The sequence below is a fragment of the Paraburkholderia sp. GAS206C genome (assembly GCF_050435645.1).
GTDB classification, from domain to species: Bacteria; Pseudomonadota; Gammaproteobacteria; order Burkholderiales; family Burkholderiaceae; genus Paraburkholderia; species Paraburkholderia phenazinium_B.
In genome coordinates this window covers 95,036-121,635 of the sequence record NZ_JBNDKR010000016.1, presented here as the reverse complement: position 1 = coordinate 121,635, position 26,600 = coordinate 95,036, and the positions used below count along the sequence as shown (strand labels likewise).

General features: G+C 62.3%; 18 protein-coding genes. 7 read left to right on the top strand and 11 right to left on the bottom strand.

Translation table 11 applies throughout. From position 1 onward, the window contains the following. The first annotated feature begins 269 nt into the window (after positions 1-269). The 4 genes from P3T20_RS34800 to P3T20_RS34785 are packed head-to-tail and all read left to right on the top strand — an operon-like array spanning position 270 to position 4,774. Positions 270-1,244, top strand: coding sequence for a sugar ABC transporter substrate-binding protein (locus tag P3T20_RS34800; RefSeq protein ID WP_429289305.1), 975 nt, complete (start codon positions 270-272; stop codon positions 1,242-1,244). Further along, entirely contained in the window at positions 1,241-2,800 is a 1,560-nt protein-coding gene (locus P3T20_RS34795; RefSeq protein WP_429289273.1) for a sugar ABC transporter ATP-binding protein, read from the top strand. The genes P3T20_RS34800 and P3T20_RS34795 overlap by 4 nt, the downstream gene beginning before the upstream one ends. After that, a complete protein-coding gene (locus P3T20_RS34790) occupies positions 2,797-3,822 on the top strand; it encodes an ABC transporter permease (RefSeq protein WP_074266453.1) in 1,026 nt (341 codons plus the stop codon). Before P3T20_RS34795 ends, P3T20_RS34790 begins: the two co-directional genes overlap by 4 nt. Continuing rightward, positions 3,815-4,774 (top strand): ABC transporter permease, encoded by a 960-nt coding sequence (locus tag P3T20_RS34785; RefSeq protein ID WP_429289272.1) that lies wholly within the window; start codon positions 3,815-3,817, stop codon positions 4,772-4,774. Before P3T20_RS34790 ends, P3T20_RS34785 begins: the two co-directional genes overlap by 8 nt. Here P3T20_RS34785 and P3T20_RS34780 read toward each other — a convergent pair. From P3T20_RS34780 to P3T20_RS34770, 3 genes are all read right to left on the bottom strand, one after another. Next, a complete protein-coding gene (locus P3T20_RS34780; RefSeq protein ID WP_429289304.1) occupies positions 4,765-5,721 on the bottom strand; it encodes an ABC transporter permease in 957 nt (318 codons plus the stop codon). The two genes, P3T20_RS34785 and P3T20_RS34780, sit on opposite strands and share 10 nt — an antisense overlap. 122 nt (positions 5,722-5,843) lie before the next feature. Then, positions 5,844-7,361, bottom strand: a complete 1,518-nt coding sequence (locus tag P3T20_RS34775) for a sugar ABC transporter ATP-binding protein (RefSeq protein ID WP_429289271.1) — start codon at positions 7,359-7,361, stop codon at positions 5,844-5,846. A 221-nt stretch (positions 7,362-7,582) separates the two neighbouring features. Then, positions 7,583-7,846, bottom strand: coding sequence for an H-NS family nucleoid-associated regulatory protein (locus P3T20_RS34770; protein ID WP_074266457.1), 264 nt, complete (start codon positions 7,844-7,846; stop codon positions 7,583-7,585). Between the two features lie 373 nt (positions 7,847-8,219). On the opposite strand from P3T20_RS34770, the gene P3T20_RS34765 reads away from it, so the two are divergent. The 3 genes from P3T20_RS34765 (at position 8,220) to P3T20_RS34755 (ending at position 9,864) form a co-directional block, all read left to right on the top strand. Next, positions 8,220-8,858 carry a LysE family translocator gene (locus tag P3T20_RS34765; RefSeq protein WP_074266458.1) on the top strand — a complete coding sequence of 213 codons (639 nt, stop codon included), beginning with the start codon at positions 8,220-8,222 and terminating at the stop codon, positions 8,856-8,858. A gap of 332 nt (positions 8,859-9,190) precedes the next feature. Beyond that, positions 9,191-9,394, top strand: coding sequence for a cold-shock protein (locus P3T20_RS34760; RefSeq protein ID WP_012428559.1), 204 nt, complete (start codon positions 9,191-9,193; stop codon positions 9,392-9,394). Positions 9,395-9,639: 245 nt separating this feature from the next. Then, entirely contained in the window at positions 9,640-9,864 is a 225-nt protein-coding gene (locus tag P3T20_RS34755) for a hypothetical protein (RefSeq protein ID WP_074266459.1), read from the top strand. Between the two features lie 16 nt (positions 9,865-9,880). Here P3T20_RS34755 and P3T20_RS34750 read toward each other — a convergent pair whose 3' ends face one another. The 8 genes from P3T20_RS34750 to P3T20_RS34715 form a co-directional block, all read right to left on the bottom strand. Further along, positions 9,881-11,554: an acyl-CoA synthetase gene (locus tag P3T20_RS34750; RefSeq protein ID WP_429289270.1), complete on the bottom strand. Its 1,674-nt coding sequence runs from the start codon at positions 11,552-11,554 to the stop codon at positions 9,881-9,883. Between the two features lie 151 nt (positions 11,555-11,705). Continuing rightward, positions 11,706-12,080 (bottom strand): transposase, encoded by a 375-nt coding sequence (locus tag P3T20_RS34745; RefSeq protein WP_074266461.1) that lies wholly within the window; start codon positions 12,078-12,080, stop codon positions 11,706-11,708. Positions 12,081-12,234: 154 nt separating this feature from the next. Beyond that, positions 12,235-12,945 (bottom strand): response regulator transcription factor, encoded by a 711-nt coding sequence (locus tag P3T20_RS34740; protein WP_074266462.1) that lies wholly within the window; start codon positions 12,943-12,945, stop codon positions 12,235-12,237. Between the two features lie 106 nt (positions 12,946-13,051). Further along, positions 13,052-15,202: an exodeoxyribonuclease V subunit alpha gene (gene recD, locus P3T20_RS34735; RefSeq protein WP_429289269.1), complete on the bottom strand. Its 2,151-nt coding sequence runs from the start codon at positions 15,200-15,202 to the stop codon at positions 13,052-13,054. Then, positions 15,199-19,101: an exodeoxyribonuclease V subunit beta gene (gene recB, locus P3T20_RS34730; RefSeq protein ID WP_429289268.1), complete on the bottom strand. Its 3,903-nt coding sequence runs from the start codon at positions 19,099-19,101 to the stop codon at positions 15,199-15,201. Before recB ends, recD begins: the two co-directional genes overlap by 4 nt. After that, complete coding sequence (gene recC, locus P3T20_RS34725) at positions 19,098-22,742, bottom strand: exodeoxyribonuclease V subunit gamma (protein WP_429289267.1); 3,645 nt, start codon at positions 22,740-22,742, stop codon at positions 19,098-19,100. The genes recB and recC overlap by 4 nt, the downstream gene beginning before the upstream one ends. Continuing rightward, complete coding sequence (locus tag P3T20_RS34720) at positions 22,739-25,366, bottom strand: AAA family ATPase (RefSeq protein WP_429289266.1); 2,628 nt, start codon at positions 25,364-25,366, stop codon at positions 22,739-22,741. Before P3T20_RS34720 ends, recC begins: the two co-directional genes overlap by 4 nt. Beyond that, positions 25,363-26,481, bottom strand: coding sequence for a metallophosphoesterase family protein (locus P3T20_RS34715; RefSeq protein WP_429289265.1), 1,119 nt, complete (start codon positions 26,479-26,481; stop codon positions 25,363-25,365). The genes P3T20_RS34720 and P3T20_RS34715 overlap by 4 nt, the downstream gene beginning before the upstream one ends. Positions 26,482-26,600: the final 119 nt, after the last annotated feature.

Below are 26,600 nucleotides of genomic sequence, written 5' to 3'. Positions count from 1 at the left end.
GTTCGCACAATCTATCAGCGGGTACGACACGCGCAAACTGAACGTTTGAGAAATAGATATTCCTTCGGATGGCAAACCAACCGCCATGGAATCGCCCATAAGCACTTCGGCTAAAGCGTGATAAGCATAGTTGGATTTGATGGTTTCATGCGCAGCGGGTTGTTGATTAAAGTCGTCGCAAGCTGGACACCTTCTGCCTCTTTGATCTGGACAACATGAAACGCTTGCACAACACTCTCTCTTCGCTGCTGGCCGCGACAGTCTTTGGCATGGTCGGCGGTATCGCCATTCACGCTCACGCCCAGGGCGCTGCACCCGCAGCAGATGCAACCGACAACGCGGCTTCCGTGCCTTCGCTCAAAGGCAAGCGCATCGGCATTACCGCTGCGGGCACCGATCACTACTGGGACCTCAAGGCCTACCAGGGCGCCGTCGACGAAGTGAAGCGCCTCGGCGGCACACCGATCGCACTCGACGCGGGCCGTAACGACAATCGCCAGATCGCGCAGATTCAAACCTTGATCGCGCAGAAGCCCGATGCAATCGTGGAGCAATTGGGTACTGCAACGGTGCTCGAGCCGTGGTTGCAGAAAATCCGCCAGGCCAACATCCCGTTGTTTACGATCGATACCGCTTCGCCGTCGAGCATCAACGACACCACTTCGGATAATTTCTTCATCGGCGAGCAGCTCGCGCTAAAGCTCGTCAACGACATCCACGGCGAAGGCAACATCCTCGTCTTCAACGGCTTTTACGGCGTGCCGGTGTGCGCGATCCGCTATGACCAGTTGAAGGCCGTGCTCAAGTACTACCCGAAAGTACACATCATCCAGCCCGAACTGCGTGATGTAATTCCTAACACGGTGCAAAGCGCGTATGCGCAAGTGAGCCAGTTGCTGCAGAAGTATCCGAAGGGACAGGTCGCTGCGATCTGGTCCGCCTGGGACGTGCCGCAGGTTGGCGCCACTCAGGCCGTGGATGCCGCGCATCGCGACGAGATCAAGACCTATGCGGTCGATGGCAGCCCTGACGTCGTCACGCTCGTCAAGGATCCGAAATCCAGCGCCGCGGCTGTCGTAGCGCAGCAACCCGCGTTGATCGGCAAAACCGCGGTCGATAACGTTGCGCGCTATCTCGCCGGCGATCACACATTGGCGCCATACACCTATGTGCCGTCCATCCTCGTCACCAAGGACAACGCCGGTACGATCCAGCAGACCCTCGGTCAGCTCGCTGCAAAATGAGCGCCGAAATCCCTGCTGCGCTCGAGCTACACCACATCGTCAAGCATTTCGACGGTGTGCCCGCGCTGCGCGGCGCCTCGCTGAAGGTAGCGCGCGGTACCGTTCATGGTCTGATCGGACAGAACGGTGCGGGCAAGTCGACGCTCATCAAGATCCTCGCCGGCATTCACGACGCCGACTCGGGCACGACTGCCGTCGACGGAGTCTCGCAAGCGCTCGCCGCATCGGACCGCTCAAGCGCCACGGGAATTGGTTTCATTCACCAGGAGCGCTTGCTGCCGGCCACCTTCACGGTGGCCGAAGCGCTCTGGCTCGGCGACGAACGCGCCATAGGTCCAAAGGTAACGAACGGCTTCCGGCTGCTCGACGTGCGACGCATGAACCGCGACGCGCGCGACGCGTTGCACAACCACTTTGGGGTCGACATTCCACCGAACCGGCTCATCGGGGACCTGAGCGTCGCTGAACAACAGATCGTGCAGATCACGCGCGAACTGGTCCGTGAGCCGCACATTCTCGTCTTCGACGAACCGACGGCCGCACTGGTTAGCCGTGAAGTGGACCGTCTGCTGCAAACCATCGACCGTTTGCGGCAACGCGGCCTGACGATCCTGTACGTGTCGCACTACCTCAACGAGATCGCTGCTATCTGCGATCAGGTCACCGTGTTGCGCGACGGCGTGGATGTCGCCCATGTCGACGCGCGCTCGACGCCTACCGAAGCCCTCGTCACTGCAATGATCGGCACTCAGGCGGAAGCGCGAGCTGAAACGTCAGCGCGCACGCCAGGGGAAGTTGTCCTCAACGTGCGCAATCTGAGCGCGCCGCGACGCTTTGAAGACGTGTCGTTCAATGTGCGACGCGGCGAGATCGTCGGCATCACCGGTTTGCTCGGCTCCGGTGGCAAGCCCGTAGTGCGCAGCCTGTTCGGCCTCGAACGCGGGGTGCAGGGCGAAATAGAAGTGGACGGCAAGGAGGTGCGCCTGCGCCGTCCCCAAGACGCCGTGCGCGAGCACATCGCTTTCGTCCCCGAGGACCGACGCGCGCATGGCGTAGCGCCAGCGCTCTCGGTGCGAGAGAACACGACGCTTGCAAGCCTCGCCCGTTTCAGTCGTTTCGGACTACTAGCGCAACGCCGCGAAACGGATACCGTGCAACGCCTGATCGAAGAACTGGCGGTGCGCACGTCCAGTACGGAAACTCCTGTACGGCATCTCTCCGGCGGCAACCAGCAGAAGGTCGCGCTCGCGAAATGGCTGAGCCGCACCTCTTCGCTCTATCTGCTGGACGAACCCACGGTGGGCGTCGACGTCGGCGCAAAGATCGAAATCTACCGGCTACTCGACCGGCTCGCCCGCGATGGTGCCGCCGTCCTGCTGTTCTCCAGCGACCTGATCGAACTGCTCGGCGTCACCGACCGCGTGCTCGTGATGGCGCGCGGCCGCATCGTGCGCGAACTTGTTTCGAGCGAAGCCGATAGCCAGGACGTGCTCGCATGGGCCACCGGAGCACGCGGTACGCACGGTTCGACAGGACAACAGGAGATCGCAGCATGAGCAAGGTACTCGATGCCGCGCCGCGTACCAGCAAGTTCGAATTGCCCGAGCGGCTCTTCGGCGCTCAATGGTGGCTGAGAAGCGGCGCGGCGCTCGCGTTCGCCGTGGTCTTTATTGGCTTCGCGGTGAGCTCGCCGTTGTTTTTCACGGTTGGGAATCTTGCGAACGTGTTGCAGCAATCCATTGTCGTTGGGATTCTCGGTTTCGGTTTGACGGTTGTGCTGATCGGTGGCGGTGCGGATCCGCTTAGAGGCGGTCTCGATCTTTCGGTGGCGGCCAATCTCGGACTGTGTGCGGCCGTTTATGCCGTAGCACAACGCGAAGGCATCGCACCTGACAATGCCCTGCTGTTGACGCTCGCAGCAGGCGCGGGAGTCGGTGCGCTTAACGCATTCGCCGTTATCGTACTGCGCATCTTTCCGCTGCTCGCCACGCTGACCACGATGAATCTCTGTGCCGGATTCGAACTGGTGCTGACGCAGAACACGTCAGTGCCTGCGAGCGGCACACTGCTGAGCTCTCTGCTCGATAACGGCGCATTCGGCGTGCCGCATCTTGCCTACGCGCTGCTCGTCGTTGCCGCGTTGTTTACGGTAGTGGTTCATTACACGCCATTCGGGCTGCGGCTACGCGCCACCGGTGCGCATCGCGATGCAGCGCAGGCCGCCGGCATACGGACGAACCGCTATATTGCTGCGAGCTACATATTGAGTGGGATTGCCGCAGCGCTCGCTGCGTTGGCGTCTACCGCACTGCTCAGCGGTAGTTCGCCCGGCGCCGGGGAGAATCTGCTCGCCACCGTGGCCGCAGCGCTACTCGGCGTCGTATTTTCGCGGCGGCTCGTGCCGACCATCCCTGGCACACTGCTCGCCGTTCTCTTTATCGGCGTCATCAGCAACGGGTTTCAGCTCGACAACGTATCGAGCTATTGGGTCAACGGTGTCGAAGGTGCATTGATCCTGTTCGTCGTTGCCACTACGGCGCTCGTGCGCCGCCATGCAGGGAATCAAGCTCATGATTGAACAGATTGGCCGCTTGCAGCGCTTCGCGCTGGTGGCGGCACTGATTGCGGTGATCGCTTTCTTCGCGATGTTCGCGCCCGGTTTCGCGCGAGCGGATAATCTTGCTAACGTGCTGTTGAACAATTTCGCACTGCTGGCAATTGCTTCGCTTGGGATGACGCTCGTGTTGTCGCTGGGTGCCATTGATCTATCGCTCGGCACATCAATCGATGTAGCCAGCCTCGCGTTTGTCCTGCTAAGCGCACACCAGGTTGGCGTCGTGCCCGCGGCGCTCGGCGGCCTTGCTGCAGCGCTCGTCGTCGGCGCGTTTAACGGCGTGCTGATCGGCTGGCTTGGCATTGCGCCGTTTCTTGCTACGCTGGGCACGCTCTTTATCGGCCAGACTGTCCAACAGCTCGCCACCGACGGCGGTCAGCCGGTATACCTGCTCAACGTCGCGTTGCCGCCGCTCTTTAGCGCGCTGGCACACGGCACATTTGCAGGCTTGCCTGTGCCGCTCTGGATCGTGGCGGTACTGGCGCTCGGCGTGCATGTCACACTCGCGCATGCCGCGTTAGGCAGGCAGCTAACCGCGCTCGGCGCACAACCCGGCGTGGCACGTTATTCCGGCCTGCCGGTTGCGGCCATCACGCTGGTGACGTTTATTGCCAGCGCATTGATTTATGGCGTCGTCGGTTTGATCTTGTCGTCGACCGTCAAAGCTTACGTGCCGCAGGCCGGCAACGGTTATCTGCTCAATGCGATCGGCGCGACCTTCATTGGCACGACGCTGTCACCGACGCGCCGTCCCGGCGTCGTCGGCACACTGCTTGGTGTCCTGCTGCTAAGCCTGGTCGCAAACGGTTTGCTGCTGATTGGCTGGAATTTCTACTGGCAGCAGGTTGCGACCGGTGCGCTGATCTTCGCCGTGCTGGCCGTCAGCTTCGCGCAAAGACGTGGCCGCTATGCGTGAGATTCCGTGCCACGCCCCACGCTGAACGTGAACGCCAACGCACCCACCAGCAATACGCCCTTGATGAAATCCTGCATGTAGTACGGCGCATTTAACATCGTCAGGCCGTTAAGCAAAACGCCGACGAATACCGCGCCGACTACCGTACCAAACACGTTGGGCCGCTTGGCGCCCCAGACTGCATAGCCGACCAGCGCAGCCGCCACCGCATCGAGCAGCATCGAATGGCCTGCGCTGACGTCGCCACGTCCAACACGTGCGGCAATCAGCACGCCACCCAGCGAGGCAATCACGCCCGACGCGACGTAGGCAGCGACGCGGTATCGCGCGGTCGGCGCACCGGCGAGGCGCGCCGCTGTTTCGTTGCCACCAATTGCGTAGATGACCCGCCCCCAGCGTGTGGTTTCCATCACGACACACGCCACTACGGTGAGCACGAGCAGCACGATCACCGGCAATGGCACGACATCGAACAATCGCAGGCGCCCGAGCGCGAGAAATGCATCGGGAAAGACACCTGTCGTTTCAGTGCCATCGGGCAGAATCGTGCCAGTTGCGAGCGAACGGCCGCCCGTCGGAATCAATTGCAGACCAGCAAGAAGAAACAGCGTGCCAAGTGTTGCCAACTGGTCCGGCACACGCAGACGTGTAATCAGCAGGCCATTAAACAGGCCTGCGGCGACACCAAGGACGAGGCATGCCGCAACCGCTTCCAGCGCGTTGCCGTGCCAGACGATTAGCACATAGCTCGCCGCCATCTGCGCCGAGGCAGCCACACTGCCCACGGAAAGATCGAAGCCGCCCGCGGCAAGCGTCACTGTTACGCCAATCCCCAGCAACGCGACAATCGACACCGCTTGCAAAATGCTGAAGAGATTGTCGATGTTCAAAAACGCCGGCTGGTTGACGGCGAATACGATGACGAGCAACGCAAGCACGAGCAGCATGCCGGTCCGTTCAAGTTGCACGCGCAGCCTTTGCAGCCAGCTGGGGCGAATTCGATCAGCAGACTCGTGGATAGCGGGGACGCCTTCAGAGGCAACATCGGAGGTAACCGAAGGGCTGGTTTTCATGAGTGAACGTAGGAAGTGAGATCGGAATGGAAAACGTGATCGAGCGTCGCGCGGTCGAAGCGGACGACACGATCAGCGATCTCGATCGCCTCTTCGAGATCGCTGACGAAGACGAGAGTGGCGCGTTCGGGCGCATGGCGACGCAGCGTATCGACGATATCGGCACGTGCTCCGGCATCCACGCCTTGAAACGGTTCGTCCAGCAATAGCAGGCGTGCGGGCTGCGCATGCCAACGCGCTAGCACTACCTTCTGCTGGTTGCCACCGGAAAGCCGCGTGAGACGATCGTCAGGGCCTGTGCAGCGAATCCCGAAGCGTTCGATCGCTTCAGTCGCGGCACGCTGTTCGCGCGCGCGTTGGACCCTGCCGTGCTTGAACCAGCGTGACAGGAACGGAAAACTAAGCGTGCCCGCAATCGAAGCGAACGGCACGCTATCCGGAAACAGCGAGCTTCGCCAACGGTCCTCACCGGCGAGGAACACGCCGGCACGGATTGCATCGGCGGGTGAGCGAGGACGCCACGGCTTGCCATCGAGCGTCATCGCCCCCGCCGCAGGGCGCGACGCGCCGAAAATGGCTCGCGCGAAGCGGGATTTGCCACCGCCGACCGGACCGGCAATCGCGACAATTTCACCGCGCTGCACATCGAGATCGAAGGGGATGCTGCCGGGCGTCAACTGAAGATCACGCACGCTGAAATACGGCACCTGTGTCGCAAAAGCGGAAGCGCAAGCAGAGCCGAACGCCGCCGTTGCGCTCGCATCAGCAGCTTTAGTACGCAACGGACGGCCGATCATCGTTTCAACCGCGGCATCGAAATCGATCGGTGCAGACAGATCGGCGACGATGCGCCCATCGCGCACAATCGTCACGCGTCCGGCAATGCGGCGCAGATCGCCCAGCCGGTGCGACACCAGCAGGATCGCGACACCCTCGGCGCGCAACCTGTCAAGCAGACCGAAGAGACGCTCGGCCTCAGGGGCAGACAGACTGGCGGTGGGCTCGTCGAGAATCAGCAGCGCGGGCCGCGTCGCCAACGCACGCGCCAACGTCACCAACTGCTGCGACGCGAGCGACAACGAGGCGAGCGGTGCGGACAGATCAACCTCGAGCCCAACACGCTCGGCCAACGGCGCGGCCGCCTGAAGACGGGCGGCAGGCGTCGCGCGCCACGGCGAGGACGGATCGCACAAGCGGTCGAGCAACAGGTTGTCCGCGATCGAAAGCGTCGGCACCACTGCATCCGCAATCGATTGATGAACGGTCGAAACACCGCTCCGTTTGGCATCGTGCGGTGAAGCCGGACGAAACGGTTGCCCGCGCAACGAGAGCTCACCTTCATCGGGAGAATAGACGCCGCTAAGAATCTTCACGAGGGTCGACTTGCCGGCGCCGTTCGCGCCCATTAGCGCAACGACTTCGCCCGCATGAATCGACAGATCGACACGATCGAGCGCGAGCGTAGGGCCAAAGCGTTTGGAAACCGCGCGAGCGGTCAGAACAGGAACAGTCATCGAAGGGGACGCGCGCTTTACTGCGCTCGTAAAGGATGACCGTTCATCGTAGCCACCCGCTACGGGTGTGCCAACGAAGCGTTGTTCATATCGATAGCTTGTCTGGGGATGACAAAGCCTCTACCCGGACCGATGTGTCCGAAGGCTAGCAGGAAGGAGATGGCATATCGCAGGCCGACGCGTATTCAGCGCCCACTGGAAAAGCCCGATTCAGCAGGGGTTTAACAGCGGAAATGCTCGATATTCTGACCGGCGTAAATCGCACGCGCGAGCCAATCGGGTTTATCGCCCTGGCCGTCCCATGTGTTGCCGTAGGCGTCCCGGTACATTATCGCCTTGGTTGCATGAGCGTCCGCTTCAATCGCCGCGGCCAATGCTTCCATCGTAATGCCGTATTCGTCCATGCGGCGACGTATCCACAGGACCAGCCGCTCACGCGCGTTCCCGTCGAGGTCGAACATCCGTTGTTCTTCTCGCTCTTTCATAACGTACCGATGTCGCGGCTGATATTGCGCGCGGTTTGAAAAAATAAAAGGCTTCGCTGAGAAACGCGAAGCCTATGCGTGATTCGGGTGAGCCGAACGCCGTTCGACCTCACCTTGCCTTTTGCGCAAATGCGCCCCCGGAAATGATGCCCGACAAATCTATTGATCAGGAAATCCGTTCGGCAAGCGGCTCGAATCGTCGCCCGTCTGGCCCTTTACCCTCAAGGGCTGCTTCAGCGTCTATATCTGGATTTTAGCACCCATTTTTTCCGCCGCGCACGGCAATACGCGGTGGAGACCTCGATATCGCAGCAGTAGCGTGCTATTTTGTCGTTCCAGACTTTCTTTCGCCCTACTCTAAAGGAAAGCAGCCATGTCGCCGTCAACTGCAATCGCCGCTATTCTCACTGCGCTTTTGATCGGCGCCATGAGCCCAGGACCGAGTTTTGTCATCGTCGCGCGCAACTCGATCGGCCTGTCGCGGCGCGACGGACTGGCGACCGCGCTTGGCATGGGAATCGGCGGCGTATTCTTTAGCGGCATCGCCTTGCTAGGGCTGTACACGTTGCTGGCCGCGGTCACGTGGTTGTATGTGAGCCTCAAGGTGGCAGGCGGCCTGTATCTGATCTATCTCGCGTCGAAGATCTGGCGCGGCGCAAAGACCCCGCTCGCGTTCAACCAGGGGCAAGCGAATGCCAGCGCCAATCCGAGAAAATCTTTCTGGATTGGTTTGAGCACGCAACTCAGCAATCCGAAAACCGCTATTTATTACGGCAGCATATTCGCGGCCTTGTTACCCCAGCATCCGCCGCTGTGGTGTTATTTCGCGTTGCCTCCAGCGATCTTCTCGATTGAAGCCGGGTGGTATACGGTCGTCGCATTGTGTTTTTCCAGCAAGCGTCCACGCGAGCTGTATCTGCGGGCGAAGACCTGGGTCGACCGGCTTGCGGCCGGCGCGATCACTGCCCTGGGCCTCAGATTGATCATTGCGGCACATCGCGTCGGACTTTAACGCGTCTCGAGGTGCGGAGCCTCGGCCCGCTCCGAGCCGAATCCTTGCAAACCATGCCAGGCATGACATCCAGAGGGTTCGCCGCGCGCCGTTTTCTTAAGGGGGGCTGACCATTTGGCGCTCCGCCGCACGCCGCCCGACGGAAACTTTACAAGATAGTTCTTGACGACAGTAGTCCCGAACCGCTATTGTGGCCCTTGAAGTTCAAGAAGTTCGATTGCTGTTCATCAATTGCTCGCTCCCTCAGCGGTATTCGTTGTCCATTCCCTCCTTGACGCTTCACGTGCTCCATAGCGAGCGATTTCTTACTTTTTCTACCTCAAGGATTCTTCATGGATACCGGTACCGTTAAGTGGTTCAACGACAGCAAAGGCTTTGGCTTCATTACACCGGACAAGGGCGGCGACGACCTGTTCGCTCACTTCTCGGAAATCAGCGGCGACGGCTTCAAGACGCTGGCTGAAAACCAGAAGGTGAGCTTCGAAACGAAGCAAGGCCCCAAAGGTCTGCAAGCGGCTAACATCAAGCCGCTGTAAAGTTTGAAGGGTCCGGTATCCGACATCGGGTACCGGGCTGCAGCGACACCCTCGCGGAGCTTGTTCTCCCACAGTTGGCGTAATCGCTTAGCAGTTTCTTTGCGCCAAACGCATCGCTTGCCCCCTCATCCTCCCTGGCTTGACCGGCTTTAACGCCTTTCCCCGCCTTTTCCATCAGGCATTCGCTTCGGCTCGAACGGGTTCGTCCTGATCGCCGTGAGCGCGTACGAATATTTAAAATTAAAATGCAAAACAAACACATTCATCATTACAACGGCTATGCCGTCCAACCTTCGGCACATCGTTTGCCTGACGGTTCGTTTTCCTCCAACCTGTTGCTCGAGCGTGCCGACACGGCTCGCACCGAAGCGCGTTATCAGTTCTACTCGCTCGACTACTTCAACGACGAAGAACAGGCGTTGCAGCACTCATGCCGCTGGGCCCGTCATTGGGTCGACAGCCGCGGTTAATAGCGTCCGGCCCGCTTCACGGTTTGGCCTGCGGTGAGCTAGCACTCCCGTCGGCCAGATCAATCGCACTGCCGGATTTCACCCGTGCGCGCAGTTCGAATTTCTGGATCTTTCCGGTCGACGTTTTAGGTAGCTCTCCAAAGCGAACTGCCTTGGGCAACTTAAAGCTCGCAAGGAACAGACGGCAATGCGCGATGATCTCTTCGGCAGTAGCCTCTGCGCCCTCTTTCAGCTCGACGAAGGCGCAGGGCACCTCGCCCCACTTCGCGTCGGGCATCGCCACCACGGCGGCCACCGAAACCGCCGGGTGCCGGTATAACGTGTCTTCGATCTCGATGCTCGAGATGTTTTCCCCGCCCGAAATAATGATGTCCTTGCTGCGGTCGCGAATGCGCATGTAGCCATCCGGCATCATCACGCCCAGATCGCCGGTATGGAACCAGCCGCCCCTGAAGGCATCTTCGGTGGCGCGCTCGTTCTTCAGATAGCCCTTCATGCAGATGTTGCCGCGAAACATGATTTCGCCCAGCGTTTCGCCGTCGTTCGGTACCGGCTCGAGCGTGTCCGGATCCAGCACGGTCGCGGCGGCTTGCAGGTGATAGCGCACGCCCTGACGTGCGTTGAGCCGCGCGAGTTCGTCGTCGCCGACGCTGTTCCAGTGTTCTTGCCTGGCACAGACAGACGCCGGTCCGTAGACCTCGGTGAGGCCATAGACGTGAGTCAGATCGAAGCCAATCTCCTTCATCCTGGCTATCACTGCAGGCGCAGGCGCCGCGCCGGCCACCATCGTGGCGACCCGGTGCCCGATACCTTCGCGCCACGCTTCAGGCGCATTGGCCAGCGCGCTCTGGACGATCGGCGCGCCGCAATAATGGGTGACACCCTCTGTGCGAATCAGCTCGAACACGGTCTTCGCGTCGAACTTGCGCAAGCAGACGTTGACGCCCGCACGCGCCGCCACGGTCCATGGAAAGCACCAGCCGTTGCAATGAAACAGCGGCAGCGTCCAGAGATACACCGCGTGCTTCGGCATATCCCATTCGAGGATGTTGCTCACGGCGTTCAGATAGGCGCCGCGATGATGGTAGACGACACCCTTCGGATCGCCCGTCGTACCGGACGTGTAGTTCAGCGCGATCGCGTCCCATTCGTCGGCCGGCGGCTGCCATGCGAATTGCGGATCGCCGCCTTGCAGGAAGGCTTCGTAATCGGTTGCGCGTGGAAACCTGTGCGGATCAGCAGGCATCACGTCATTGACGCTGACAATCCTCAGCTCCGGAAACTCCAGCGAAGCACGATGCGCCAGTTCGGCGTACTCGGTATCGACGATCAACGCCTTGGCCTCGCCATGCCGCAACATGAACAGGATCGACGCGATATCGAGCCGCGTGTTCAGCGTATTGAGCACCGCTCCTGCCATCGGCACACCGAAATGCGCTTCAATCATCTGAGGGATGTTGGGCAACAGCACCGCGACGGTGTCGCCACGTCCTATCCCTGCCTGTTGCAGCGCGCTGGCAAGGCAGCGCGTACGCTCATACGTCTCGCGCCACGTGCGTCGGACCGCACCGTGAACCACCGCGCAACGCTCGCCATAGACCTGCGCAGCACGAGCGATGAAATCGATCGGCGTGAGCGGAACATGGTTCGCCTCACGGCGGCCGAGACCTTCGTCGAACATAGGCATCATTGGGTCGTCTCCTCGGGAGCCAGCGGCTCCGCTGTCCTTCTGCGTCTTATGGCCAATCAGCTTATCGTACTCGCGACTTCCCATGCGGCATAGCGGGAAGACGCCGTACGATCAAGCGCGAATGGTACAGAAGGGAGACGACGCGTCGAAATCAGGCAGCTTTGTTTTCGTGCTGCTCGCGCTTGCGGGAGACGTAACGGGCTAGAACCGCGTCGGTATGAAACAACTCGAGCGCGATGTCCGACAACACACCCGCCTCACGCCAGCGTAAGTAGTACCGGTGCGAGGTCTGATAGGGAGGGTAGTTCTGCGGCATGGCGTTCCATGGTTTGCCGGTACGCAACACCCACAGAACGCTGTTGACCACGCCACGCAGATTCACGCACGGACGCCCTCTGCGCACAACGCTCTGGTTAAGCTCGGGCAGCAGCGGCACAATACGTTCCCACTGCGCGTCGGTCAGATCGTAGACCGAAAGCGCGAACGGTAGCGGCGAATGCGATTGGGTCGACTCGAGTGTATTCATACAAGTGAGGAACGCTAACGACGCGAATGAGGGTGGCACCCGCAGGACGACTATCCGGCCGCCCTTCCGATGCCTTGCATTCAGCTTAACTGATGCGCCGGTCGAAGAAAGTCAAATCTTGTTAGATCGAGCTGTAGGACTCGCCGTGGGACTGCTAGTCGCGCGTGTCGATCACTTCATCGCCGATCTGTTCGAGCCGGTAGCCATAACCGTAGATCGGCGTGAGACGGTAGCCATTTTCCGGGCGCAGGCCCAGTTTCGAGCGCAACATCGACACATGGGTGTCCATGGTGCGCGTAGGAATGTCGACGGTCTGCTTCCAGACCATATCGACGATATGCGCCCGCGACAACGGGCGGTTCAAATGCTGGAACAGCAACAATGCGAGTTCGAATTCCTTCTGCGTGAGATTCACCAATTGTTGCTTCACGTGTACCTGTTTAGCGTTCAGGTCGAATTCGAAATCGCCAAAGGTCGCTTTGACGGCAGCCGCGTTGAGCTGATAGGTGCGCCGTAGCAGCGAGCCGACCCGCGCTAGCAGCACACTCGCGGCGACCGGCTTGACGACGTAGTCGTCCGCGCCGGCATTTAACATTGCAACGATGTCGCTTTCGCGGCCGCGCGAGGTCATGAAAATCACTGGTACGCGCTCGGCTAGCGTCGAGCGTACCCAGCGCAATACTTCTTCGCCGGACAGGTCCGGCACGATCCAGTCGAGGATCAGGAGATCGAAGGTCTGACGGTGCAACTGCTGGACGAGTGCGCGACCTTCGGAAAAGGTATGGCAGACATGGCCCGCCGCTGACATCGTTTCATGCACGAAAGCGGTTTGGGCGGGGTCGTCATCGAGTACCGCGATTCTCATGCTCGCCTCTTGAAGTGACATGCAACATGGGCGCGAAATTATTGTAGCCCGGTGGGACAAAAGTCGCTGATAAGCCTGAACCCTGGTGACGCATCCATTAGTCCGACTACTGCGTCTCGCGCTCAAACCCCGCCATCAACCCGCTCGCCCGCTGCACCTTCGCGCACACCGCCTGTTCGAGCACGGGCTTACCTTGCGGGATCGCCAGAGTCAGAAACGCCCGCGCCCGGGTGATGCCTGTGTAGACGAGTTCGCGCGACAGAATCGGACTAAACGTATCAGGCAACACCAATGCGGCATGCATGAATTCCGAGCCCTGCGATTTGTGTACGGTGAGCGCGAGCACTGTTTCCACTGCCTGCAAACGGCTAGGCAAAACCCACTTGATGCCGCCTGTGCCGTCGGCCGCCGGAAAGGCCACTCGCAACACCGGGTTCTCATCCGTCGTGCCCGGAACCTCCAGCGTGATGCCGATGTCGCCATTCATCAGCCCCAACTCGTAATCGTTACGGGTTACGAGCACCGGCCGTCCCGGATACCACTCGCCGCGCATCGCAATCAGCCCGTCTTCCTGCAGCAGCCGCGCAATGCGCTTGTTGAGTCCTTCGACGCCCCACGGTCCGCGGCGCAACGCGCACAGAAGCTGGAATTCGCCGTGCGCCTTGAGCACCGCGCGCGCCCAAATGTCAAATGCTTCGGGCGCGTCGTAGCGGTCAGGCTGCTGGGTGCGCATCGTCTCCAGATAATGCCGATAGCCATAGCGTGGCCGGCCCAGCTCGCCATTCGCGCCGAACAATTGCGCTGACGCCGATGCATCGCTAGCGCCGCCGTATCCATCTATGACAAGTGCCTTAAAGGACGCATCGTCAGTAGCCGAGCAAACCAGCAACGCGAGATCCGCGTGACCGTGTGTCCAGATCCTGGCGACAGCCGCAGCGTCACCCGCATTGACGAGCGTAGCGAGCTGGCCGATCCCGCTCTGTGCGGAAAACCGATGACTGTGCCGCAGCATCGCGATCGACTGATCGAGCGCCGTGCCCTGTTCGTCGAGCATGGCCCCCTCGATGCGCTCGCCGGTTGCGGCGAGCAACCAGTCGCGCGTGGCCGGCGTGTAATGCCCTTCGCCCGCACGCTGACACAGTTCGCCGAGCACAGCCCCAGCTTCGACCGACGCCAACTGATCTTTATCGCCTAGCAGAATCAGCCGCGCCGATGCGGGCAATGCGTCGAGCACGGCCGCCATCATCTCGAGATCGACCATGGAGGCTTCGTCGATCACCAGCACGTCAACCGGCAATGGATTGCTCGCGTCGTGACGAAAACGCCGGCTGTCGGGACGCGTGCCGAGCACCCGATGCAGCGTCGTCACTACGGTCGGGATCGCCTCGCGCACAGCCGCGCCGTTCGGCAACGCGTCGACGGGCAGTTGCTCGACCGCGCCTGCAATCGACTCGTTCAGACGCGCCGCGGCTTTACCGGTCGGCGCTGCGAGACGAATCCGCAACGGTCGCGCGGGACGCAGCGGATTCGCTATGCCGTCGAGTGCAAGCGTCTGCAGCAACGCAAGCAGTCTGACCACGGTAGTCGTCTTGCCGGTGCCTGGGCCGCCGGTAATGATGCTGAACGCGCTGCGCGCTGCCAGTGCGCAAGCGAGCTTCTGCCAGTCCGCGCCCGTCACGTTGGCGGCGCGCGGTGGAAACAACGCGTCAAGCGCGGCACGCGCAGAACCAGCCTGGAGCGACGCTTCCATCTGCGCCGACGCCGCAAGCCGACGCTCGATGCCAGCGCGTACATCCTGCTCGTATTGCCAGTAGCGACGCAGATACAGCCGCGTGCCGACGAGCACGAGCGGCGTATTGCCGGCATCGGCGCCGACCAGCGCGGGCTGATCGAGCGCTCCCAGCCAGCGCGCGAGATTCACGCCTGCCAGGACTTCCGCCGGCGCCTGCGGCGGTTCCACTGTGGTGAGCGCCTGCGGTCCATCGGGCGGCAACGAAAGCGCGAAGGTCGGATCGTCCAGTGTCGCCTGCAGGTCGAGGCACACGTGACCGCGCCCCAACTGATGACTCGCGAGCGCGGCTGCCAGCACCAGCAGCGGCGGCGTCTGCGGTTCCTCCGTCCACAGGAAGCGTGCGAAGCCGGCATCGAGCGCGCGCAACCAGCCGCGCTCGACCCACTGGTCCAGCACGGCGAGCATGCGGCGCGTGTCGCCCTTGGCGTCAGTGATGGCTACGGTGTCGTTTGAACGGGGCGTCATTCGATTTCCTTTAACGCATACTCATCGGCATCTTCGCCCTCGGAGCGATGATGCGCAAACAACGCATCCAGTTCTTCGATCAACTCGCGCGGCGGCCGCTCGACATGCAAGCCCTGACCGGGCGCGCGTCCGCCACGCAAAAACAGATACACCGCACCGCCCACGTCGCGGTCGTAGTCGTAATCCGGCAGACGCACTTTTAACAAACGATGCAGTGCGAACAGATACAGCACGTACTGCAGTTCGTAGCGTGAATGCAGGATCTGCGCGCGCATCCTCGCCGGCGTGTACGCCGCGTCATCCGGTCCGAGCCAGTTCGATTTGTAGTCCGCGACGTAATAGCGACCTTCGTGTTCGAACACCAGATCGATAAAGCCCTTGAGCATACCGTTAAGGCGAGCGGGCTCGAGCGCGGGCCGTGCTTCGCCATCGAGCGTCAGGTCGCACACGAGTTGATCGAGCACTTGTGTATCGACGGTGTGCGCCGCGAGCCAGAACTCCATTTCGGCCATGTATGACGCGGGGTCGAGATTCGCCAGCACAACTGGCTGCACCGTCTCGCCTTCTATTGGCGGAAGTGCAAGTGGCGTACGCAGCAGGTACAGCAACCAATCCGTCAACGGTTCGATCCAGCGCGGCCAGCCACGCAGATTGCAGCGGCGCGCCACGGTATCGCGCACCGTTTGCGGGTGGGCGGCGAGCTTCGCGAAGCCTTCGTTGGCCGCCCACTCCATCAGGTCATGCAGGAAACTGCCTGCGTCCGCGCCACGCAGAAAGCCGTGCAAGGTCTCATCGGCCGGCAACGCGGTCGCGGCCGCGGCGGGCGCTACCGGTTGCGCGTGCCGCGGCGGCGCTGTTGACGCAACCTCGTCGTCTTCGAGCGTTTCTGCTTCAAGCAACTCGTGGAAAACATCTTCACTGCGCGTTTCAGGGGCCAAGCGTGAATCGTCTGTCGCCGCGTCGTCGGTCGCGCTTACCGGCACGGAAACTACATGAGCACCCGTACCGCCGATCACACCATTGTCCTTGCGCAGACTCGAATAACTGGCGATCCACCACGATTCGCGCACGGGCCGCGTCAGCATGCGAGCTTCACCGCGCAACTGCTGTGTGCCGAGCGGCACAAACGGTTCGCCGGTCGGCGGCGGCGCCTCGGCAATACTGATATCGCCACACGCACCTCGCAATTGCTCCAGCAGCGCGCCTAGTTCAGTGCCGGCAATCGGCTTGCCACCGCCGAGCAGATAGCCGAACGCGCTCAACTCGACGCTCTGGATCGGCGCAATCCCCACCCACGTCGCATAGCGCGCCCGCGTCAACGCAACATAGAGCTTGCGCAGGTCTTCGCCGAGCCGCTCGCGGTCCGCTCGCGGCAACACGTCGACGTCGCCCAGCGTGATGTGCAACTTGCCCGCTTCGTCATGCCATTTGAGCGGCATATCGTCTGCATTGACCGGGCGGTAGGTGCACGCAAACGGCAGGAATACCAACGGATACTCCAGCCCCTTTGACTTGTGCACCGTCACCACCTGCACCAGACCCGCATCGCTCTCGAGACGCAGTTGCCGTGCATCGCCGCCCGCATTGGCGCCCTCATCCGCGCACTGTTCGTCCAGATAGCGAATCAGCGCGTGCTCGCCGTCGAGCTGCGCACTGGCCTGTTGCAGCAGCTCGGCCAGATGCAGCAGGTTAGTCAGCACGCGTTCGCCGTTGACTGCCGCGCCTGCCGTCTGTCCGAGCAGCCGCTGCGGCACGTGGAAATCGTTGAGCAGACGGCGCAGCATCGGCAGCACGCCTTTGTCGCGCCAGCAGTCGCGGTAGTCGCGGAACCGCAGCACGCACTTCTCCCACGCAAGTTCGTCGCGGTTGAACGTATCAAGCGCGGCCCAATCGAGTCCGAGCGTCGCGGTCGCCAGCGCCGTGCGCACCAGACGCCCGTCATCGGGGTCCGCACACGCCGCGAGCCAGTGATGCAATTCCTGTGCTTCCCCCGTCTGAAACACCGAATCCCGATCGGACAGGTAGACGCTACGCACGCCGCGTTCAGCCAGCGCAGCGCGGATCGCGCGGGCTTCCGTGCCGTTGTTGACCAGCACCGCCATATGGCCCGGCTGCAGCGGCGTCTTGCCACTAGCGCCTTCGAAGCCCGCGTTGCCGGCTTGCCCAAGGTTGAGAAGGCGCACCATCTCAGTCGCGCAACTGGCGGCCATCTCGCGCAGATATGCTTCCTTGCTGAGCGGCTTGCCTTCGTCGACGGAGGGCAGCCACCACGCACTCAGCGCAGGCACCTCCATACCTTGGACCTGCAGCGAGTCTTTACGGCCTGCTGCGTCGGCGGCAATAAACGGAAGCGGATTGGCTCCCCCCTCGGCGCTGCGAAACAGGAATGCCCCCTCGCCGCTCTGCCGCTCTTCGGCCGCCTCGAAACAGCGATTGACGGCGTCCACCATTCCTTGCGTCGAGCGGAAGTTTTTCTTCAGCGTGAACAACCGTCCAGCGCAGGCACGACGCGCTTCAAGGTACGTGTAAATGTCCGCACCACGGAACGCGTAAATCGCTTGCTTCGGATCGCCAATCAAAACGATTGACGTGTCCGGATCGTTCTCCTCAATGCGGTAGACGGCATCGAAAATCCGGTATTGCACCGGGTCCGTGTCCTGGAACTCGTCGATCAGCGCGACCGGGTATTGCTGACGGATGATCTCGGCCAGGCGTTTGCCGTTCGGCTTGTGCAAGGCTTCGTTAAGACGCGTGAGCAGATCGTCGAAACCCATCTGCGAACGGCGCGCTTCCTCTTCCGTGAAGCGCTGCGCAATCCAGCGGGCCGAGTGCCGCAGCAATGCGCGTTGCGCCGTGGGCTGTGCGGCCAACGCGTCGCGCAGCGTCTCCATCGCGATGAAGGCAGGATGCGCCGGTGGCTCGCCAATGAGCCAGATTTCAGCGACGCCAGCCCGCGTAAACCGCGTCCACACTGCGGCGGTAGCTTCGAAATCGGGCCGCTGCATGTCGGGCGTGTTGGCCCAGTCGCGAAGCTTGTTGAGCCACTTCTTGCAGTTCGGTGCGTTCAGGCTCGTCGCCTTGAACTGCTTCTTCGCCCGCGCATCGTCGAACAGCGTCTGGAGTTCGTCGCACCACTTTGCCCAGTTCGTCTTCAGATGGTCGACATGTTCGCGCTGCTTCTCGCGTGCGTCCTGCAGTGCTTCGAGCGGCGGCGGGGCCTCTTCCAGCAGATCGGCATGGCCTAGCAAACCGCGAATCGCCTGCTGCAGCTTCGCCGGGCTCGCGAACCATTGGCGAACTTCGGCCGCCGACTGCACATCAAGCGGCGCAAGGAAGGTGCGCCAATAATCGCGCACGACTTCAGCGCGCAACTCGCTCTGGTCGGTTTCGAGCGTCTGCGAAAACAGGCTGTCGCTGTCGAACGCATGCTCGCTCAACATCCGGTTGCACCAGCCGTGAATCGTGGAGACCGCGGCCTCGTCCATCCATTCGGCGGCGAGCTGCAGGCGGTGCGCGCAGGCGGCCCACTGCTCGACGTCGTAGCTGTCGCGCAAGTCGTGCAACAGGTCCTTGCCGGAGGGGAGCGGTTCAACCTCCTCCGGCGACGCGCGGAAATAGGCGGCGGCCTCGATCAGCCGCGCGCGGATGCGATCCCGCAACTCCTTGGTGGCCGCGTCGGTAAACGTCACGACGAGGATTTCGGGCGGCGTCAGCGGCCGTGCCTCGCTATCCGATCCACGATGACCGAGCACGAGCCGGACGTACAGCATGGCGATCGTGAAGGTCTTGCCAGTACCGGCGCTTGCCTCGATCAGGCTGCTGCCCCGCAGTGGAAATTCGAGCGGCTTCAGTTCTACCGCGGTTCCCTCGGACTGCCGCGTTGTCAGGGGAGTATTCATTGCGCGTCTCCCGTTTGTGACGGTGCATTTTTCGGTTTCGACGCCGAGACCGGAATCGCGCGATGCAGCGGCAACAACAGTGCGACGGCAAGTGTCTCGAACTCGCCGCTTTCAGCGAGCGCGTCGAAATCCGGGTAGGCACGGGAGAGATACGCGTTGGTCTGCCGCTCGCCTGCCTGGCGACCCACGCCATCGTAAGTGAGACGGGCGGCTTCGCGCGCTTCGTTGAGCTGCGCAGCGAGCGCCTCGCCGCCATCACTGAAGTCATGCTCGCCACCCGCGCCCGCGCGACTCCCGGCATCGGCGAAATCAAGCGCGCCTGGCCGCTTTCTAAGCCACGCAAACGCCGTTCTCACGGCGAGCGGCAGCGGTTTGCGTGTGCCCTCGTCCCAGGCCCGCAGCAAGGTCAGCAGATGCGCGCGCGCCACGTCCTCCGCGAGCGGTGTGAACTCCACGCTCCCTACCTTGCTGACGATTACGGTCGTGACCGCGCCTGCGGCAAGCTGCGCGGCCAGGTGCCCCACCCAATAGGCAATAAGCCGGTCGCCGCGATACTTGCGGTCCTTGATCAGCGTGCCCGGTTCGAGAAACACCCGGCCACGGGTATGGTTGGGACCGGCACGCAATTCGCCGACCCAGTCTTCGATCGTCAGCGTGCCCAAACCCGGGCCGCCCGCCACACGCAGTTCAAACTGCTCGTCGAGAAGATCGGGCCAGCGCTGCAGTTCCGCCCGAAAGCGCTCGAACAGATCGGCCATCGGTTCCATCAACTCCCCGGCGATAACCTCGCCGAAACCGCCCGCCGCCAGATCGCCGCTGCGATGCATGCGCTCGAGGCGGGCTATAGCGGCCGGCAACACATCTTCATCACCGCGCTCCAACGCTGCAGCCTGTGCGCGAATCAGTTCATTCTGCAATTGCCACGCTTCAAGCTGATTGACTTCAAAAGGCTCGTGATTCTCGCTGGCCGCATCTTCGGCTTCGAAAGCGACGCGCAAACGCTGTCGGAAGAAGCTCTTGACCGGATCCTTGAGGAAGTCCGCCAGTTCGCGTACCGATAACGGCTCAGTGCGCTCGAGCGGCGGTAGCGGCGCATCATCTGCAGCTGTGCCAAAGCCAGGCTGCGGCACAGCCCGGCTCCATTCCCGTGCATACGTGAATAACCCCGACGCCTTCGGCTGCACCGGGAAATAATCCGCGCTGAACGGTTGCAGCTTGTGATCCACTGTAAGCGCCTTGAGGAGCGCATCCGCATCATCATCCGCTGCGCCTTCGAGACGCCAGCCCGCTTTCAGATGATCGCGCAACTGACCGACCAGCACCGACGGCGGACGCGGCGTGTTGTCGTTGACACTGCGCCCCACCCACGACACATGCAGATGCTCGCGTGCCGACAGCAGCGCCTCCAGAAACAGATAACGATCGTCCTCACGACGCGAGCGGTCGCCAGGCCGGTAGCTGCGGCGCATCAGGTCGAAGTCGAGCGGCATCCGGTTACGCGGATAGTCGCCGTCGTTCATGCCGAGCAGACAGACGACGCGAAACGGGATCGCGCGCATCGGCATCAGCGTGACGAAGGTGACGGCGCCAGCAAAGAAGCGCTGCGTCAGGCCACCGCCTTCGAACTGGGACAACCAGTAGTCGCCGACAATCGAAAGCGGCAGCTCGCCCGTAAGCGCCGCCTCGTCGCACGCATCGCGCCAGGCTTCGAGCGCGGCGTCGAGGCGTTCCAGTGTATAGGCGTCCTCGCTATCGTCGGTGGCGAAGAAAGTGGTCTTGAGCCAACGCAGACGGTTGCACCATTCCTCCACCGTAGCGGGCTCGCGTAGCGTCTTCCAGGTGTGGTCGAGCGCATCGACGAGGCGCGTCAGCGGCCCTAGCAACGCAGCATCCAGTCCGCCGATTTCCGCATACGGTTCGATCTCGCGCCACGCACCGGCTTTGTCGCCCGCGGCGTAGCCGAGCAGCATCCGGCGCAGACCGAAGGCCCAGCTGTTCGGCGCGTTGTCGGCGCCGGCCTGCGGTAAGCCCAGGCTCGCGCGCTGTTCAGCGTGCAGCCCCCAACGGATATTGGCCCCGCTGATCCACGTCCGCAGCTTCGGAAGATCGTCCGTACTGATGCCGAAGCGCGCGCGCAGCGCGGGCACTTCGAGCAGATCGAGCACATCGCTGACCGTCAGACGCGATTGCGGCAGCGCCAGCAGCGTTTCGAGCGCGCCGATCAGCGGATCGAAATCGCGCTGTCCGCGGTCCGCCACGCTGAACGGGATGTAGCGCGGGTCTTCCTTGTCGAGCAGACCAAACACGGCCTGGATATGCGGCGTATAGACTTCGATATCCGGCACCATCACGATCACGTCGCGGGGACGCAAAGTCGAATCTGCGGCGAACGCGGCTAGCAACTGGTCGTGCAGGATCTCCACTTCGCGCTGCGCGCTGTGCGCGACGTGGAAGCGGATCGAGTGGTCCGTGTGCGGGTCCACCTCGTCCCAGAGATCACGCGTTTCCCGTATTGGCCGCAGATCGCGAATGTCGTCTTGCAGCTGCTGCAGCATGGTCAACGCGTCTTCGCTTTCGAACAGGTCGATCCGCTGCCCGATACCAGTGAACTGCGATGCGTAGCGTGCGCGTTCCTCCGCGCTGTCGTACTCATCGAGCAGACCGATAAAGTCGCGGCCCTGTTTCCCCCACGCCGCCAGCAACGGTTGCGCGTGCAGGTGCAACTGCGCATCGTCCATTGCGACAGGCGCACCCTGGCGGCGCTGCTGGCGCGAGCGCTCCGCCCGCAGCAAATCCTTGTCGGCGACGATGTCGGCCCAATAATGCGCACAAGGGTTATGCACGCACATCAGCACCTGGGTCCAGCGCGAGAGCGCGGCGAGCACTTCCACCGCCTGCCTCGGCAAACTCGAAATGCCGAAAATGATCACCCGCCGTGGCAAATCAGCCGGACGTTCGTCGTCAGGCATGGCAGCGGCACGCCGCATGAATTCTTCGTGCACCGCGGCGCGTCCAACCGTCGCCATGTCGATGCCATCCGGTGCATGCGCCTCAACGTCCTCCAGCAGCGAGCGCCATAGCGCCGCCTGCCAGCGGTATTCGTCCGGCAGCGGTGTGCTGTTGTTGCGCGCGTCGATCTGCACGTCCTTGCCCGCGGCCCATGCCGCGAGCCAGTCCGCGCGGTACACCTGATACTGATCGAACAGATCCGCCACCCGCTGCGCAAGCTGGAAGCGTTTGCGCTGGTCGTCGTCGCGGGACATGAAGCGTTTGAGCGGCGCGTACTCTGGTGATTCGAGCAGCTCGGGCAGCAGACGCGTGAGCCGCCATACGAGGCGCGATTTGTCGAACGGCGAGATGGCCGGCACCGAGTCTTCGCCAAGTACCGCGCGATACACCTGCCACAGGAAGCTCGCCGGCAGCGACATATCGAGCGCTGCCGAAATACCGCAACCACCGTCTTCAGGATCGGCGGCCAGGGCGAGTTTTAGCCATTGAGCAATGCCGTTGCTCTGGACGAGGATGACCTCCTTTTCCAGCGGCCTCAGCGGATGCTGGCGAATCCATTGCACCATCAGATCGCGCAGGCGTTCTGGCTGATTACCGTGGACCAGCATGAGCCCCGCGGGAATCGAACTCATGCGGCGGCCCTCAGGTCATCAATAGCGCGTTGTTTGACGCCGAGGTCGTCCCACAGCTCCGGATGACAGGTGAACAACAGGATCTGATGGCGCGTCGCTGCGTCGAGCAGGGCGCGCTTCAATGCGTCGCGGCGTGTGCCGTCGGTGTGCACTGCGGCGTCGTCGAGCATCAGCAGCGTGGGACGTCCGGAGGCTTTCAGCAAGTCCGCGTAGGCGAGGCGCGCGAGGATCCCCATCTGTTCGCGAGTGCCGAAGCTGAGGGCATCGAGTGTGTCGATGCGACCGTCTCGCTGCAACGCGATGGGGCTCAGGTCGTCGCCAAGTTCGAGCGCCGACTGCGGGAACAGACGCTTCAGATAATGCCCGAGCCGTTCCGTCAACGGCGCGCGCAATTGAGCCACCGCCGCATCGCGTTCTTCGACCAGCACCTTGTCGAGCAGGCTCAACGCGCCAGCGCGCAGACTGAGTTCGGCTTTGCGGCGCTCCATCTGCTCAATCGAGGCGTGCACAGCGGCGAGCCGCTCGCCGAGCCCGGAAGCACCCATGGTTTCCAACTGGCTGCGCAGTTCGGCGATCCGCACTTGCCGCTCCTGCTGCTCGGTGCGTGCGAGTTCCGCCGACGCGCGATAGCGCTTCACCTCCGCAGCCGGATCGTCGGTACGCGCGGCGCCGAGTTCCTGATTGCGTTCGTCGCGCTGCTTCGTCAAAGCGTCCACACGTGCGCGCTGTTCGACGATTTTTGCCTGCCATTGCGAGCGACGTGCGCGAAACGCTTCGTCCTGCAACTGTGCTTCCTTGCGTTGGACCTGTTCGGCAAGCGAGCCGCTCGACGCGAGTGCGGTCGAACGCCGCTCGCTGGTTTGAGCCAACATCCGCGTCGCGGACTCGATTGCCTGGCGCGCCTCATCCGAAGTGCGACGCGCGTCGTCGACGCCTGGAGCACCCGCGACATCGGGCAGCCCGGCAAGACGCTTATCAGCTATTTGGTGACGCGCCAATGCGCTTGCTAACGAAGCACGCAGCGGCTCGATGCCCTTCGGTGCATGCACCGCGAGAATCTTTTGCTGGCTCTGCAGATGCGCCACCTGTGCTTTCCATTGTTCATGCCGCGTCTGCGCATCGCTGAGTGAAGCTACGCCCAACGCTCGCAACAACTCCGCTTGCTGCGCTTCGGCATCGGACAGTTCCGTACGCAGCGCTGCGAGATCCGATACGCCGGGCACGATGCGCAATTCGCCGACACCCGGCAGCTCGATAGTTTGCTCATCGTCGAGCCGCAATACGCCTTCTCCTGTGAGCGTTTCACCGCCCACCACGATCGCCCCGCCGCTCAACCGATAATCGATGCGCGTCATCGCAGCTTCCTTGCGCGCCCGCAGCACACTGATGCGCGATTCAAGCGCTTGCAGCCGCTGCAATTGGGCCACATCGATTTCGAGCGAGGCTGCGCTGCGCGTCGCGTCGAGCACCGCGGTCTGCGCAGCCTCCGCAGCAGCGATCGAAGTTTCAAGCCGCGCGATCTCGTCCTTGTGCAGCGTGATCTGATTGTTCAATTCCTGCGCCATCACGGCGGCATTCGCGAGTTCGAGCGCGCGGGCCGCAGCGTCGCTAATCTGCTGGCAACGCGCCACTCCAGCGCTCGCTTGAGCGTGCTCAGCATCGGCTGTCAGCACCGCCGCCTTCGAACGTTCGAGTTGCTGCCGATCGTTGGCAAGCGTCGCTTCCAGTTCCGCCGCGCTTTGCTCCTGCTGCAACGACATGGCCAACTCGACTTCACTGACATGCAGCGTTTGCGCCAACACCTGTACGCTACGCTCGAGTTCGGCCAGCGCGGCGGCACGCGCCTGCGCTTGCGCCGCCTTTTGTTCGTGAGCCTCCCAAGGCAGCTTGCGTTGCGCATCCTCGAACGCTTCCTGCTGCGTCGCAAGTCGGGTGAGGTTCTCGTCGAACTGACGACGTTGCGCATCGAGCGTGTCGCGTTCGCCCGCGAGCGTCGCCAAAGCCTGCTCAGCTTCAGCAAGCGGACCCGTCGAGCGTTGCGTGCGTGCGGTGAGCAGTTGCCGCAACTCGCGTTGCACTGCGCCGATCAACACATCTTCGCCGGCCGAGCTGTTACCGCCCGAAAGCTGCGTAAGCGCATCACGCAAATACAGTGCCGCGTGGCCGCTCGCATCGCGCACGTCATGCGTTTCGCCTTGCTGTACCCACAGCAACCCCGGCACACCGGCCTGATCGGCCTTCATCGCACCACGCGCCGCACGCGAGAAACCAAGCAGCGCCGCCAGCCGGTCCTCGGCTTCATCCTCGCCGAACACCTGCTGACCGATCCGCAGATCGCAGCGCTGCCGCGTGACGAACTGTTTGGCGAGCATGCAGGCGACGCCATCAAGCGTGAAACTGACTTCCACCGACGGCTGCCCACTCGCCTTTCCCCAAGGCAACAGATCTTTCAGATGCGAGGCTTTGTAGCGTTCGAGAAACACCGTGCGCACCGCTTCGGCGATCGTGCTCTTGCCCGCCTCGTTCGGTCCGATAAACAGATTTAACCCCGGCTGCAGATCGCCGATGAACAGACGTCCGCTGAACTGCTTGAATTCCTGGATCGCGACGCTTTCTAGCTTCATGCAGGCCTCGCTTCACGCTGAAACTGGGCAAGCAGCAACAGCGCTTCCGCCGCGAGTTTCGCCTGCTGCGGGTCGGCCTGCAGATCGCGTAGACGCGCGACCACTTTGCCAAGGTAGCCGCTTTGCGCACCGAGCGCGGCGAGGTCGTCCTCAGTGGGCTGCACTTGCAGTTCGCTCATCTCCACGCGTAGTGCACGCACTCGTGCGCGGGCTTCGTCCACAGCAAGACGCACGGCTTCGGCGGAAGCGAGATCCGTTGTACCGCGCACGTCCAGCTTGAGCACGTCGGTCGCACCGAGCGCCTGCAAACGCGCTTTCAACGCATCCACATCACTCGGCACCACGATCTCCTCTTCCCAACGCAGCCAGCGATATTTGCCCACAGGCACCGCCTGCACCGACGGCAACGCGCCCGGCTCGTCGAACGTGACATCGAGCATGAAGCCCGGATCGTTGGCGCGGAAGCGGTCCTGCTCATGCGTGCCGGCGTACCACGTGCGAGCGTTCACCTGGAAGTGGCCGTGCCAGTCGCCCAGCGCGAGATAGTCGAGACGCGCGGTCTCGGCGCGGGTCGGCTCGATGGGATTGGTCGAATCGATTCCTTCCTGCAGGATGCCGCTCACGCTGCCGTGAGCCAGGGCAACGCGGAAATAGTCGGGCGGCGTCGACGTCTGGTCAAAAAACGCCGTGGTGTCGTCGTAGGTGATGCGCTGCGTAAGCGGCGCGCAGAGGAACGTGCACTTCATTGCGTCGAACTGGACGACGCCCGGTGTCAGCACGACATGCACATTCGCCGGGATGCAGTTCAAACGCTGCGCACGCGTCCAGACACTTTCGACCAGCGCCGCATCGTGATTGCCGGGCAGCATGATCCACGCGCCGGTAAAGCCTGCGAGCGCGCCGAACAGGCGCCGGATGACGGTATCGGAGACAGTCTGCTGATCGAATACGTCGCCGGCCACCAGCACCGCATCGACGCGGCGCGTGGCGGCCTCACTGGCGATCCGGCGCACCGTTTCGAAACGCGCTTCGGCAAGATGCGCGGCTTCCTCGGCGTCGAACTGGCCGAATTGGGTGCCGATCTGCCAGTCCGCGGTGTGCAGAAATCTGATCATGAAGTTCCCATTCTATGGATGAGCGTAGCTGCGTGCGTCATGGATCATGGATGTTACCGTGACCGCGCCTCGAAACGGAGCCGCCCAGGTCATTTTCGCGGGCATTTTTTATACTGAAA

Excerpts from the sequence above, each read along its gene's own strand:
- P3T20_RS34800 (WP_429289305.1), top strand. The coding sequence starts at position 270 with ATGGTCGGCGGTATCGCCATTCACGCTCACGCCCAGGGCGCTGCACCC.
- P3T20_RS34795 (WP_429289273.1), top strand. The coding sequence starts at position 1,241 with ATGAGCGCCGAAATCCCTGCTGCGCTCGAGCTACACCACATCGTCAAG.
- P3T20_RS34790 (WP_074266453.1), top strand. The coding sequence starts at position 2,797 with ATGAGCAAGGTACTCGATGCCGCGCCGCGTACCAGCAAGTTCGAATTG.
- P3T20_RS34785 (WP_429289272.1), top strand. The coding sequence starts at position 3,815 with ATGATTGAACAGATTGGCCGCTTGCAGCGCTTCGCGCTGGTGGCGGCA.
- P3T20_RS34780 (WP_429289304.1), bottom strand. The coding sequence starts at position 5,721 with ATGCTGCTCGTGCTTGCGTTGCTCGTCATCGTATTCGCCGTCAACCAG.
- P3T20_RS34775 (WP_429289271.1), bottom strand. The coding sequence starts at position 7,361 with ATGACTGTTCCTGTTCTGACCGCTCGCGCGGTTTCCAAACGCTTTGGC.
- P3T20_RS34770 (WP_074266457.1), bottom strand. The coding sequence starts at position 7,846 with ATGAAAGAGCGAGAAGAACAACGGATGTTCGACCTCGACGGGAACGCG.
- P3T20_RS34765 (WP_074266458.1), top strand. The coding sequence starts at position 8,220 with ATGTCGCCGTCAACTGCAATCGCCGCTATTCTCACTGCGCTTTTGATC.
- P3T20_RS34760 (WP_012428559.1), top strand. The coding sequence starts at position 9,191 with ATGGATACCGGTACCGTTAAGTGGTTCAACGACAGCAAAGGCTTTGGC.
- P3T20_RS34755 (WP_074266459.1), top strand. The coding sequence starts at position 9,640 with ATGCAAAACAAACACATTCATCATTACAACGGCTATGCCGTCCAACCT.
- P3T20_RS34750 (WP_429289270.1), bottom strand. The coding sequence starts at position 11,554 with ATGATGCCTATGTTCGACGAAGGTCTCGGCCGCCGTGAGGCGAACCAT.
- P3T20_RS34745 (WP_074266461.1), bottom strand. The coding sequence starts at position 12,080 with ATGAATACACTCGAGTCGACCCAATCGCATTCGCCGCTACCGTTCGCG.
- P3T20_RS34740 (WP_074266462.1), bottom strand. The coding sequence starts at position 12,945 with ATGAGAATCGCGGTACTCGATGACGACCCCGCCCAAACCGCTTTCGTG.
- recD (WP_429289269.1), bottom strand. The coding sequence starts at position 15,202 with ATGACGCCCCGTTCAAACGACACCGTAGCCATCACTGACGCCAAGGGC.
- recB (WP_429289268.1), bottom strand. The coding sequence starts at position 19,101 with ATGAATACTCCCCTGACAACGCGGCAGTCCGAGGGAACCGCGGTAGAA.
- recC (WP_429289267.1), bottom strand. The coding sequence starts at position 22,742 with ATGAGTTCGATTCCCGCGGGGCTCATGCTGGTCCACGGTAATCAGCCA.
- P3T20_RS34720 (WP_429289266.1), bottom strand. The coding sequence starts at position 25,366 with ATGAAGCTAGAAAGCGTCGCGATCCAGGAATTCAAGCAGTTCAGCGGA.
- P3T20_RS34715 (WP_429289265.1), bottom strand. The coding sequence starts at position 26,481 with ATGATCAGATTTCTGCACACCGCGGACTGGCAGATCGGCACCCAATTC.